The sequence below is a fragment of the Sinomicrobium weinanense genome (genome assembly GCF_018863395.1).
GTDB lineage: Bacteria > Bacteroidota > Bacteroidia > Flavobacteriales > Flavobacteriaceae > Sinomicrobium > Sinomicrobium weinanense.
On record NZ_JAHKRR010000003.1, the window covers coordinates 1 to 12,684 of the forward strand.

General features: G+C 42.8%; 10 protein-coding genes. 2 read left to right on the top strand and 8 right to left on the bottom strand.

What is annotated here, in order from left to right; genetic code table 11:
• Positions 1-383: 383 nt before the first annotated feature.
• The 7 genes from KN811_RS09640 to KN811_RS09670 all read right to left on the bottom strand — a co-directional run bounded on the left by KN811_RS09640 (position 384) and on the right by KN811_RS09670 (position 10,326).
• A complete protein-coding gene (locus tag KN811_RS09640) occupies positions 384-881 on the bottom strand; it encodes a lipid-binding protein (RefSeq protein ID WP_187965972.1) in 498 nt (165 codons plus the stop codon).
• A gap of 10 nt (positions 882-891) precedes the next feature.
• Positions 892-1,539 (bottom strand): immunoglobulin-like domain-containing protein, encoded by a 648-nt coding sequence (locus KN811_RS09645; RefSeq protein ID WP_187965971.1) that lies wholly within the window; start codon positions 1,537-1,539, stop codon positions 892-894.
• 30 nt (positions 1,540-1,569) lie between these two features.
• The gene (locus tag KN811_RS09650; RefSeq protein WP_187965970.1) at positions 1,570-3,033 is read right to left on the bottom strand and encodes a SusD/RagB family nutrient-binding outer membrane lipoprotein; all 1,464 of its coding nucleotides are present in this window, start codon (positions 3,031-3,033) and stop codon (positions 1,570-1,572) included.
• A gap of 24 nt (positions 3,034-3,057) precedes the next feature.
• A complete protein-coding gene (locus KN811_RS09655) occupies positions 3,058-6,204 on the bottom strand; it encodes a SusC/RagA family TonB-linked outer membrane protein (RefSeq protein WP_247716456.1) in 3,147 nt (1,048 codons plus the stop codon).
• 505 nt (positions 6,205-6,709) lie between these two features.
• A complete protein-coding gene (locus tag KN811_RS09660; protein ID WP_187965969.1) occupies positions 6,710-8,788 on the bottom strand; it encodes a M13 family metallopeptidase in 2,079 nt (692 codons plus the stop codon).
• Positions 8,789-9,065: 277 nt separating this feature from the next.
• Positions 9,066-9,569 (bottom strand): nuclear transport factor 2 family protein, encoded by a 504-nt coding sequence (locus tag KN811_RS09665; protein WP_187965968.1) that lies wholly within the window; start codon positions 9,567-9,569, stop codon positions 9,066-9,068.
• A gap of 97 nt (positions 9,570-9,666) precedes the next feature.
• Positions 9,667-10,326, bottom strand: coding sequence for a hypothetical protein (locus KN811_RS09670; protein ID WP_187965967.1), 660 nt, complete (start codon positions 10,324-10,326; stop codon positions 9,667-9,669).
• A gap of 254 nt (positions 10,327-10,580) precedes the next feature.
• Between KN811_RS09670 and KN811_RS09675 the strand changes: the two genes are divergently transcribed.
• On the top strand, positions 10,581-11,528 hold the full coding sequence (locus tag KN811_RS09675) for an NAD-dependent epimerase/dehydratase family protein (RefSeq protein ID WP_187965966.1): 948 nt from the start codon (positions 10,581-10,583) through the stop codon (positions 11,526-11,528).
• Between the two features lie 46 nt (positions 11,529-11,574).
• Positions 11,575-11,994 carry a hypothetical protein gene (locus KN811_RS09680; protein ID WP_187965965.1) on the top strand — a complete coding sequence of 140 codons (420 nt, stop codon included), beginning with the start codon at positions 11,575-11,577 and terminating at the stop codon, positions 11,992-11,994.
• A 178-nt stretch (positions 11,995-12,172) separates the two neighbouring features.
• On the opposite strand, the gene KN811_RS09685 is transcribed toward KN811_RS09680, so the two are convergent.
• Positions 12,173-12,571 (bottom strand): hypothetical protein, encoded by a 399-nt coding sequence (locus KN811_RS09685; protein WP_187965964.1) that lies wholly within the window; start codon positions 12,569-12,571, stop codon positions 12,173-12,175.
• Positions 12,572-12,684 lie beyond the last annotated feature (113 nt).

Consider the following 12,684-nt stretch of genomic DNA (forward strand, 5'->3'; position numbering starts at 1 on the left):
TGCCCTTGGGTATGTGCCTCCGGTTGAGTACGCAAAGAAAAATCTCAGCAAGGCTAGCCTTGCTGAGATGAATCAAAAAGATGATAAAATTGTACTAACTAACAGTTCTAATTAGGGGAAGCTTACAAGCCTTATTCATTACTCAAAATTATATATGGGTTTTCCAAAAATAATAGAACACTTCCTTATCGTATTATGGGTTTCCGTAAGTAGTGGTAAAGAAGGCCTCGAAAATTGGCCAAACTGTCAAAAAGCAAGGCTTTCTTTTTCTAATTTACAAACTAATCGGTTGAATTAATTTTATTCAATTCCGAAAGTGCTTATCTAACTGACGAAAAAAGGCTCCCGAACGGAGAGCCTTTTTCAGTTAAAGCTCAACAAAATCAATGTTCATCTTCTAAAAAGCCACTTCTTTTAAACCCTGCTACCAAATAGGTATTTTCGTCATTCGCAAAAGTAACTTTAAATGCTACACTATCTACTACCGCTTTAGTATTTGAAGCCATTCCTCCATCTTTGAACACTTTCCCCTCGGAAACAGTTGCTGCACCCTCTTCGTCATATACATTTTCGGTGTTTTGACCTGAAAATGTAAGCTCATCGACATTTGCCGACACTATCGCTTTTAATGGAAAAACACTATTGTGATCATCAACCCACATTGAAGCGTTATCCTCAGCAGTATTGTAAGTCGAAAACAGAAAATAACCTGTTAAATTATCATTTCCACTTTCATCATAAACAGACACATACCAATCTCCGGACAACTCTTTGGTCTTCGACTCATATGGACTATAGTCTTCATAGCCTTCTTCACTACATCCGTAGAAGCCTAAGGCAGCTATTAAAAAGGCAGATATAATTGTTATATTTTTTTTCATCTGTTTATTTTTATTGTTTAGTCAACTCTATACCATCAAAAATTGGATACCCCGCTACTCTCAGGTCCCAACCAATGGTAACATCATCAATGATTAAACCGCCGGCATCCGGGTCGTTATATTTATCGGCGGAAACATCTCCATAGGGCGATGGCTGTACGGGTATGACCAAAACACTGTCATTGACCTGCCCAAAAATTGCAGAAATACCATTTGAAGGAAACACATCCGGACAGTTGTAAAATCCATCTGCAATTTTCGTGATTGTCTGTGTTCCATCATTATCATTTCCCGGCTCATATTTCCCGCTCAAATCATTATTCCTCACATTTTCTATTTGGTCGGTAACAATTACATACCGCAAAGCGGTACCGTCAAAGCCATCCGAATTGGTTGCGGAATAATTTAAGACATACAACCCCTCTACATTGGTATCCACACTTCCTGTCGTAACTACCTCTATTTCCGTATCTCCTTCCATGGCGGTCACCACGTCTTCATAAGACGTGCCTTTTTCGACAAGCACATACGGCCCCCCGGCCAATTCAAATGTCGGGTAAAACGTTATATCCGACTCTATAGGCCTTTCTTCTGAACAAGAAACAGCAAGAAATCCCAGTACTACAATTACAAGTATATTTATTTTAAAAATCTTCATATCGAATTTATTTTAATTGTACCTAATCCCTTATTCCTGTTTCTGATCCCACCATATTTTATCTGTTATGGAAGATTTTTGCTCCATATTAGGATTTCTCGTAACCTCGGCATCCGGGTAGAATAACGAATTCGGAGTTTGTGTTCCGGGCAGGACCGAATTAATAGAAGATATCAGGTTTCCCATTTCATAATCCTCAGAACCTGAAGCCACTGTTTCCGGATATTTTGTCCTGTTCACTTCAAAAAAGGCTTCTATATTATTAATATAGGCCAGCGATGCCCATTTTTGTATCATGACCTGCCTGAGTGCAGTTTCTACATCCGCATCCGGAACATACTCATAATCCCCTCCGGGCGCAATAAAGGGTTGGGCTGCTGCAGATGTTAACCCATAAGTTAAAAACGAATTTTCAACACCGGCATTATATTTTGCCTCAGCCCCGTTACCGGAAGCATATCTGATCAGTGCTTCGGCCTGTAAAAAGTTACTCTCAGATACTGTCATAAGATAAACAGGAGTTGTAGGTGTAACGTTAGGACGGGAGAAACTTGGGGCCTGTTCGGAAGCAAAAGCTGCCCGATTACCCTGATCCAACCCCCTATAAATTTCGGCATTATTCAAACGATATACCATATCTATTCTCGGATCTGAATGCGCCTGGTAAAATTGTAATAGTGAATTACTCGCAACGTTATTTACATCTCCCAGTCTGTCTAACTGCACATCATAAAAAGGATTGCTCTTATCAATTTCACCGTCATATGCCGAAAATTTGGCATCGGCAGATATAAAGTTATCTTCATTAATCAAGGACATTACCTCCGAGGAGCTAACACTGGATGTATACGACATACGCAAATACAACTTAAGCATTAACGTATTGGCAAATTTCATCCAATTATCCATATCTGCATTATAAATAGCATCCTGCTTCCCAACCGAAGAAGGGGTTGGATTAGCCAAATATGCCGCTTTGGCATTTTTAATTTCAGCAATCAGGTTTTGATAAATTTCTTCTGATGGGTCCAAAGATGCAGTTATGTTATCGTTTCCCTGCAGGGCCTCTGAATACGGTATATCTCCAAACAGGTCTGTCAACACCTGAAAAGTATACGCTCTTAAAACCCTGGCGATAAACAAAGATCCTGCATCTCCGTCTTCATTGGATACACTTACCACATAATTCAAATCGTTTAAGCAGCCGGCATATAATTCCGTCCATAACCGATTTGCATAATCCGTATTAATATTATAGGTATCTATGTTCAGATATTGGCTGGCACTGGGAGCTTGCGTATGGTATTGCGCAAAAAAACCACCCAAATTGGTTAAATTTCCGCCCATTACCGTGACAAGTGATCCCTGTGCTGCGGTAAGGATATAACTTTTGTCCGGATTTGCAGGATTGTTTGGATCTGTATTAATATCCAAATCATTCTCACACGATACAATCAGGCAGAAAAGCATTAATATGTTGAATATTTTTTTCATCTTACTGTTTTTTGAGGTTTTTACTTAAAATTTCGCTTTCAATGTAAGCCCCAAGCTTCTAGTGCTCGGATTTGCACTAAATTCTCCAAACTGACTTCTCAAATCCGTACCAAAAGTAGATGACTCAGGGTCTATGTACTGGTTACTTTCCGGTGTAAATAAAAGTAAATTCCTACCTACAATACTTATGGAAAGATCATCAAAAGGAGTTTGTTCTATAATGCTCTTCGCAAACCTGTAACTCAAAGTTACCTCACGTAATTTCACGAAAGATTTGTCAATAACCGTTTCCCTGTCTAAAGCACTTGCACTGTGATAATCGTCCATATGTTCGGTATCTACGGCCGTAGTATTTTCCACATATGTGCCATCTTCCAGTTGTCTTACAGAATTAGGCACCACGAAGGGCTGCCTGTCATTTGTCATAGTCGTGATAGAATTTCCTGTAAACCTGGTTATGCTTGCCGTTCGCGAATACATCAATCCTCCCTGTCTGATATCAAGTGTAAAGCCCAAAGAGATTCCCTTATAAGAGAAATCATTTGAGATACCTAATGTATAATCATACTGTGTATCTCCGTATACTTCTTTTTCGGGGGATGCAATAGGCACTCCGTTATTATCTACCACAATACGTCCGTCGGGATCTCTTAAGGGCACAGTTCCTTCTATTAATGCAAGCGGTTCTCCTTCTCTTGCGACCAACGTTGTGGTACTGAGCCCTCCCAAATCTACCTGTTCAATTCTGTCATCAAGTTCCTCTAGAACCGCATCGTTTGTTCCAAAGTTCAGGGTAGATGTCCAGTTAAATCCATCCCTTTTCTTAAAGATGTCCAGCCTTAACAGAGCTTCTATACCTTTATTGGAAATGGTTCCTATATTAGCAGTCTGAGTAGTATACCCGGAAGAAGGAGAAAGCGGCAGGGCCAGTATCTGGTTTTCCACCTTGGCGTCGTAATACGTAAAGTCCAATCCTATCCTATTCTTAAAAAAGGACAATTCCGCTCCAATTTCAAATTCTTTTCTCCTTTCGGGCATCAAATCCGGGTTCTGCGCCCGGTTTCCTACTTCCCAGGCATTTAGCCCTCCAGTAGCAAATCGTAAAGACCTGAATCCCTGATTATCCACATTTCCACGAACAAAGGTCGATTGGACCTGATACGGGTCCGTATCTACCCCGGTTTCTCCGTACCCGGCTCTAAGCTTTCCATAACTTATAATACCGGAAAGCGATTCAAATGTCCTTGTAAAGACCCAGCTGGCATTTATACCACCATACAACACCGACCTGTTGGCCTTGGGAAGTGTAGAATACCAATCGTTCCGTATATTCCCGGTAAAGTACAGCATATCCTTATAGGATAAAGTAGTACTATTCAGCAAACCGACAAGCCTTCTCTTATTTACCGAAGATGCTACAGTAGGAGTACTTGCCGAATTCCCGAACGAATAATATCCAGGGATATCCTGTGTAGAAACACTCGCAGACGCCGCAGACGTATATCTTTCGTTATAGTTAAGCCCGAAATTAGACTGGATATTAACATCTTCACTCAGGTTTAAATCCAGATTATAAAAGATATCGTGATTCACCTGTTTTACAAATCTCATAAGTTCTCCATATGAACCGGGTTGTTCTGTACTCGATCCATCATTCGGACTACCCGGTTCGGCATCAACTATAGCCGCCCACTGTTTAAGGTAATCGCTATATTGGTCCAGGCCTAACCTGTAGGATACGTTAGACCAGTCATTTATTTTTGCGGTCAGGCTAACAGAACCATAGAACCTCTCTTTTTTATAAGAGTTACCATCCTCATTTAATGTAAAATACGGGTTAGTAACCCCATATGGTGTGTAGTAGTTTGACACATTATTAAAAGGATCGTTCTTATAATCCTTAAACTCCGTAATATCTATATCCGTAGGGATTTGCAAAAGGTTATTATAAACCGTCAAACCCTGCCCGGTAGCAACAGCACTCCCATCGGTATTAACATAGTTAAACGTTCCTCCGAACGTCAAAAAATCCAGTTCAGATTGAAAAGACAGTGCCAATGTATTCCTTTCATAAGAATCGGCTTTCGTAGGAAATATTCCATCGGTAGTCGTATTGGAATATGAAACTCTTCCCGAGGTACTCCCTTTACCACCTGAAACGGCAATATTATTTATAAAGGAATTTCCTATATCAAAAAAATTTCTCAACTGGTCCTTCTGAAATGCATATGGTTTAATTTTTTGGGCATTATCAACAACATTCCCCCATGGGATGACCCTATTGTCAAACCTTGGTCCCCAAGAACCATTCTCAATTAAATAGTGCTGGCCGTCCCAACCCTGTCCATATTTATCCTGATACTTAGGAACTCTTAATACATCAGAAAAGAAAACACTACTCGAATACTCTATGGATAGTTTTTCAGAACTCCCCTTTTTGGTAGTGATCAATATAACTCCATTTGCGGCTCTTGAACCATATAAAGAAGTTCCCGAGGCTCCCTTTAAAACAGTCAGAGATTCGATATCTTCGGGGTTAATATCTCCCGAACCTCTACCAAAGTCATATCCACCATTTAAATCATTATCAAAATTGGATTGATTGTTAATCGGCACCCCATCTACCACGTACAAGGGTTGATTTGAGCCTCCTAATGTGCTAAAGCCCCTGATTATCACACCCGAAGAAGAACCGGGATCCGTCGAAGCATTAGATATGACAACACCAGCCACTTTACCCTTAAGGGCATCAGATAAATTAGTTTGTGACCCCTTAACTATGTCATCAGACAATACCGTTGTGGTTGCAGACCCCACAGACGACCTTTCCCTTTGAATATTCATCGCGGTCACCACAACCTCTTCCAAAGCCTGTGCATCTTCTATCATCTGCACATCAATAGCCGAAGCAGTTGCAACGGTTCGTTCTTCGGTGGTCATACCTACATAGGTAAACACCAACACCTGCCCTTCACTGGCAGTAATACTGTAGTTCCCGTCAAAATCGGTCTGGGTACCCGTAGTGGTCCCTTTTATCACAATATTCACCCCCGGTAATGGCACACCCCCTGGGTCTGTGACATTACCCGTAATTGTCTTCTCCTGCGCAAAGGAGAACTGCATAATGAACGCTAACAAGAGCGTCAAAATCTGAGTAAACTTTGATCCCATATTACATATATTTGATTTAGCTATCAACAAATATCATAAAATTTATTCCAAAACAGCAAAATTTTAACATAACAAAAAGTTAATTCAATAACATAAATTTTACGTAAATCATACTAATATAACACACAATCAATCACAACTTATTTATTATAAACGAAATACATTAAATTAAAACATAACCAACAGGTGTTAAACAACACTAAAATATATGTTAATTTTATTTCCGTGAAGCATCAGAAAAAAGAGCTGAAAAAGTGAAAAAGTAGGAGAATACCCCGGCAAAGAACTATGGGATTGTAATGTGATCAGAGGAGTTTGATTTATGGCCCGAACGGGTCCATACAAAGCTTTAAAAATGACAAATCCCGGACCAGTTTTCGAACCGGGCCGGGATTTGATATGCTATCGGGAAATATATGGGTTTATCCCATGAAGGATTTTGAATAAAACTATGTATTCCCAGGGTAAATTCCCTTAAAACAAACGATGGGTCATAAGTGTACAGCTACCATATCTTCACCCGTTTTTCAGGCTCCAGGTACATGGCATCTCCTTCTTTGACATCAAACGTCTCATAGAAAGCATCGATATTGAGAAGTGGCTGCGTGGCCCTGTACTGCCCGGGGGAATGCGGGTCTGTTTTTATTTGGTTTTTAAGGGCTTCATCCCTTGTCTTGGTCCTCCACACGGTAGCCCAGGACATAAAGAATCGCTGTTCGGGGCTATAACCGTCTATCGGGCCGGGGTTTCCATGTTCTTTCAGATACATTTGAAGGCCGTCATAGGCTGCATTTACTCCGCCGAGGTCGCCTATGTTTTCTCCCAGGGTAAATTTACCGTTTATAAACACATCGGGCAGTACTTCGATACTGCTGTATTGTTCGGCCAGGTTACCTCCCAGTTTCTGAAACTGTTCGAAATCTTCGTCGGTCCACCATTTTTCCAGGTTTCCGTCCGCATCGTATTTGGCGCCCTGATCATCGAAGCTATGGGATATCTCATGGCCGATCACTGCCCCTATCCCTCCGTAATTCACTGCGGCATCTGCGGTAAAATTAAAGAAAGGAGGTTGCAGGATGGCAGCGGGGAACACGATCTCATTAAAAGAGGGATTAAAATAGGCGTTGACAATCTGGGGAGGCATATACCATTCGGTCTTGTCTACGGGCTTGCCCAGTTTTTCCACATCTTCCTTAAAGTTCCAGTTCGAAACGTTCAGCATATTTTCCATATAAGAACCTCCGTCTGCAGCAGTCCTGATCTCCAGTTCTGAATAGTCCTTCCATTTGTCGGGATACGCTATTTTTATGGTAACCTTATCCAGCTTTTCAATAGCCCTGGCCTTGGTTTCTTCATCCATCCAGGGTAATGCCTGTATACGGGCTTCGTAGGCCCGGATAACATTGGCTATCATTTCTTCGGCCTGGACCTTGGCCTCGGGCGGGAATTTTTTTTCTACATACAGCTTTCCGAGAGCCTCGCCCAGGGTCCAGTTGATCGTTTGCAAGGCCCTTTTGTCCCTCGATTCCTGTTCTTTGGTCCCTTTCAGGGTTTTACTGTAAAATTCCCAATCTGCGGTCTCTATTTCTTCCGACAACTGATCTGCTGCACGGTTCAGTGCTGTCCACCTCAGGTATGATTTCCAGTCATCCAGCTTTCCTTTGGCGAGGAACTCCGGCAATTGTTTAAAATATTTCACTTCGCCGATAACAACGGTATCTTCCTTTATACCGAGTGCTGAAAAATAATGGTCCCAGTTCACTCCCGGGGTTGTTTTTTTCAGATCTGCCACTGCTGTGGGATTATACCTCTTTTCCGGGTTTCGCCGCTCTACCTTGTCCAGCCTCGGGCTTGCCATTTTTGTTTCAAAGGCGAGTATGCGCTCTGCTTCTTTAGCCGCTGTTTCTTTATCATAATCGATAAATTGCAGCATACGGGCTATATGCGCCTTGTATTTTTCCCTTTTTTCCCTGGAATCTTCATCATCGGCAACATAATAATCCCTGTCGGGCAACCCGAGCCTCCCTGCGTTGAGATAAACCACATTTTTATTACTGTCCTTGGCATCTGCCCCAACACTGATCCCGAAAAATCCTGCTCCCCCGTAGGGTTCCATTTCGGTAAGGTAAGCCAGAAGGTCTTCCGGAGAGCCGATAGCATTGATCTTGTCGAGGTAAGGTTTTAACGGTTTTATCCCCTGGGCATTCCTCGACTCCATGTCCATGATCGTCTGATAGAGATTAGCGGCCCTGGCCTGATCGGAACCGGGGTCCAGCGAAGTATCATTGACGGCTTCTTTCAGGATGGCCAGGGCATCCGTATTTGTCTTTTCCCGGAGCTCGAGAAAACTTCCCCAGCTGGTCTTATCGTCGGGGATCTCGGTAGCATCGAGCCATCGTCCGTTCACAAACCGGAAAAAATCTTCCTGGGGTGCAACAGTGGTATCCATATATTCCAGGTTTATCCCGGGCACTTTTTCCACTTCCGCTTCCGCCACCTCTTTTTTCTTTTCCTGTTTACACGAAACAATCATACCGAGGGCCAAAGCCCCCATAAGTACAGGTTTGGTACACGTTATTTTCATCTGTTAATTTTTTGTTTATTTTTCAATGGTCAGATGTAACCTTTGATGACTAAAACAATCATTGCTTTATAGGTTAAAGATTATTTTAATCATGCCGGTTTCATTTATAACACTTTTTTGATTATCAGGAAGCAAGTTAGTAAAAAAACATTTCTCCTGTGGTTTTGTTACAGCATTAACACGGAAATGATTTAAACCTTTTTCAAGTTATACGTTTAATTCCTATACGATACTTTGTATAACCTCTATAAATCGCCTCAAAGAGAAGAACGGCTTTCTATTTCTTTTGCCGGAGCTTGTTTATCAATGCATCGTCTGTTTCTTCCTTAATCTTTATCAGTGCTTCAATGTCATCGTTCGGCACCGTAACAGACAGTACGTAGTGCTTTATTTTCCACCGGCCGTTTTTCTTTACCAAAACCCCGGACCCCCTGCATATCTTCATTTGAGTATCCAGAAGCTCATCGAACCAGGCCATATCGCTTTCCGGGTCCAGGTACACATTTCTTTCCAGAGATGTAAAGCTCCAGGCCTTTCCCTTGTCGAAATAAGGTTTGGCAAAGGCCTTAAATGCATCTCCCTTCCAGTTCTCGGTGGCATCCGTACCTATAAACACCGCATCGGAGGTCATATGACCGAAATAAGCCCCAAAATCGGCATTGGTCGCAGCCTGGTGCCAGGCATCAATAGTGGTATTGATCGCCTTTTCTGCTGTACTTTCCTGCCCTTTTATCCCGTAAGACAGGAAGATCATTATCAAAAGTGTGATTGTTCTTTTCATTTGTTTGTTTTTGGGACGGAAGACCGATGACCGGTGACGGATGAGTGTTTCCGTTGATTTTTTAGTATGTTTTTAAAAGCTGTCCTGCTTTCCGGTTTTATTTCCTTATCCCGATACTGTCTGCCGGAATACTGTCGGTTACCACCGAATCTCTTTCGGCCAGGGGTTTATTGGACAATTCGTCCAGGAATTCTTCTGTTACACTTCCCTGCATCATCACGTAGAGCTGCCGGTCCAGGGCATTGAAAGCATCGAGTATCTTCACTTTCTGTTTCATCAGGTAGCTTTCGGGCACCGGGTCCGGGGCTTCCAGCCTGGTTTGCATCAGGTAGGTCTTCAAAGCAGCCAGCCTGCTTTTTACGGAAGGATTGTCAAATTTTTCGGGAAAATCGGATGCTGCCAATTCCTTTTCCTTTTCCAGCAGGTTATCGAGCTGCAGGGGCACATCTCCCCCTTTTTCTTTCCTGAAATCGCGTATCGCCTTATGCAGTTCGGCATATGCCGCCCAGCGGTTCAGCTCTTCCTGTTTTTCCGCATCAAACTGACGGAGTTCCGGCAGGCTTATCTGAACGGCAGGTTCTTCTTTGACTTCCGGGGTATCGATCTCCTTCTTTTTTTCCTGGCATGCGACCACAAAAAGTATGGTCAGAGCCAAAAATACATTCTTTATCATTTTATATGGATATGCATACATTTTTACGAAGATACGGCATCCGGAAAATATATGGCAGGTGAAGCGGTTTAAACTTTTTTTCATTTTTTTAAAGTCTGGTGGTCCCGGGGAATCAGCGGAGATCTATATTTCTGATCTTGAGTTTTTTTTTGGCCATTGCCCGTCACTATCCTATCAATCTTTATCAATCTCATATCAACCTCCTACGGATCACCACGAGTCCTTATAAGACATAATCGCAAATCAGGTTTATGGTACATTTACCCCGGATTTATATTATTTTAAGCCGCAAAGTTTTTTGTTAAATATTATCTTTGCCGAAAATCAATTTTCACTTTATGACTCCAAAGATCCTGATCATAGGTGCATGCGGACAAATCGGTTCTGAACTGACCCTGGCCCTGAGAGAGATACACGGCGATAATCAAGTCATTGCCAGCGACATACGCGAAGGACATGAGGAACTGATGCAATCCGGTCCTTTTGAGATCTTAGACGTGACAGACCAAGCGGCGATAGCCTCGTGTGTTCGAAAACATAAAATTACCGATGTCTATCTCATGGCGGCCATGTTGTCGGCCACAGCCGAAAAATATCCGGACAAGGGTTGGGATCTGAATATGAACTCGCTTTTTCACATTCTGAACCTGGCCAGGGACAAGCAAATAGCCAAGATATTCTGGCCGAGTTCCATTGCCGTTTTCGGGCCTTCCACACCCAAGCAGAACACACCTCAGCAAACCGTAATGGAACCGTCTACGGTTTACGGCATCAGCAAACTTGCCGGGGAGCGCTGGTGTGAATACTATTTTAGGAATTACGGAGTGGATGTGAGAAGTATACGCTATCCCGGCCTCATCAGCTGGAAAACCAAGCCGGGGGGCGGCACTACCGATTATGCCATCGACATTTACCACAAGGCGCTGGAAAATGGTACTTACGAATGTTTCCTGAGCGGCGAAACTACCCTGCCCATGATGTATATGGACGATGCCATTACGGCTACCATCAATATCATGAAGGCCGATCCGCAATTGATAAAGATGCGGTCTTCCTATAATCTTGCAGGCATCAGTTTTAACCCGGAAGAAATGGCCAGCTCCATAAAAAAGCACCTCCCGGATTTTACAATTAGTTATGCGCCCGATTTCCGGCAGAAGATCGCAGACACCTGGCCACAAAGCATTGACGATTCCAGGGCAAGGAAAGACTGGGGCTGGGAAGCCCGGTATGACCTCGATACGATCACGGAAAAAATGTTGTCTAACCTGCAAAGCCTGGTGTAAAATCCCATATGCTCCCCGATATCACTTAACCTAAACCAAACGCAACATGATCGTCAAAGAAAAGAAAGAGGTCCGCCCGTTTATCGGAATTTTGCTCTTTGTCATTTCCATTGTATTGTTCATTACCACTTGTCCGATCGGGCTGTTATACGGCCTGCTCCATACGACTATACGGAAATCGGTGAAAGGATTGGGAGAATACACCCTGAAAATAGCTATTTCCATCGATCAGCTGGGCAATGTGGTGATGCAGCATATCCTCAACCTGCTGCTCATTAAAAAAGGCGGTTATAAATTCGGCAACCGGGACGAGACCATTTCCAGTGCCATAGGAAAGAACATTCAACTGGAAACACTGTCGGGCTTCGGTAAATTCATAGACAGGATGCTCAACTTTATCGACCCCGATCACTCCCTGAACTCCATAGACTATTTTATAGAACCTGTGGAAAAGGCGTATAAATAAAAAACGATCTCCGGAAAGCCAGGCCCTATTGTACTCGGGGTAAATACATCTTAAGTTTTCACTCCGCACGGTTTTAAGTTATTTCACAGAGCTTCACAAAGAAACACAGAGGTACACTGAGCAATATTCTTTGTGGTTCTCTGTGGATTTGTGTACTAATTAAGATGCGGTTGCCCTGCTATTGTGCATACTGTCCTCGGTTATGGAGCAGTTTGGAAAGTACCTTTAATTTCAGTTCCCTGTATTTCCTGAGATGTTCCATGCAGGAATTCCTGTTCTTTTCGTGGTTGTTCAGGTAAAAAGCATCGCACTGCATATCGTCGCATTCCAGGGCGTTTACCATACTGTTTTCATAGCGGCAAAGTGCGGCCATTTGCAGGGTATTTTCCCGGCGGATGTTATGAAGTTCACGGGATAGTGCGTCACTGCCCGGTATCCTGCTTTCCAGCCGTATCAAATATTCGATCTCCCGGGCTGTGAACTCCAGGTATTCCAGCCAGTTCCCGATCTCCGTTTTGTCCTTTTTCTTCATAATGACCCCGTCGTCTTCGTGGGTATGAAATGGTCTTGAATACATAGTTATATGTTAAAACCGTTACGCATTTTAGCTCCAACTGTTATCCGGAGAGATCTTCTCTTTTGCTCCCGGTCCGAAACCTGCCTGAGCCGGAAGGGAAGGGATATATGAGG

What these genes read in the sequence shown, in the direction of transcription:
- KN811_RS09640 (WP_187965972.1), bottom strand. Translation starts at nt 881, where the DNA reads ATGAAAAAAAATATAACAATTATATCTGCCTTTTTAATAGCTGCCTTA.
- KN811_RS09645 (WP_187965971.1), bottom strand. Translation starts at nt 1,539, where the DNA reads ATGAAGATTTTTAAAATAAATATACTTGTAATTGTAGTACTGGGATTT.
- KN811_RS09650 (WP_187965970.1), bottom strand. Translation starts at nt 3,033, where the DNA reads ATGAAAAAAATATTCAACATATTAATGCTTTTCTGCCTGATTGTATCG.
- KN811_RS09655 (WP_247716456.1), bottom strand. Translation starts at nt 6,204, where the DNA reads ATGGGATCAAAGTTTACTCAGATTTTGACGCTCTTGTTAGCGTTCATT.
- KN811_RS09660 (WP_187965969.1), bottom strand. Translation starts at nt 8,788, where the DNA reads ATGAAAATAACGTGTACCAAACCTGTACTTATGGGGGCTTTGGCCCTC.
- KN811_RS09665 (WP_187965968.1), bottom strand. Translation starts at nt 9,569, where the DNA reads ATGAAAAGAACAATCACACTTTTGATAATGATCTTCCTGTCTTACGGG.
- KN811_RS09670 (WP_187965967.1), bottom strand. Translation starts at nt 10,326, where the DNA reads ATGAAAAAAAGTTTAAACCGCTTCACCTGCCATATATTTTCCGGATGC.
- KN811_RS09675 (WP_187965966.1), top strand. Translation starts at nt 10,581, where the DNA reads ATGACTCCAAAGATCCTGATCATAGGTGCATGCGGACAAATCGGTTCT.
- KN811_RS09680 (WP_187965965.1), top strand. Translation starts at nt 11,575, where the DNA reads ATGATCGTCAAAGAAAAGAAAGAGGTCCGCCCGTTTATCGGAATTTTG.
- KN811_RS09685 (WP_187965964.1), bottom strand. Translation starts at nt 12,571, where the DNA reads ATGTATTCAAGACCATTTCATACCCACGAAGACGACGGGGTCATTATG.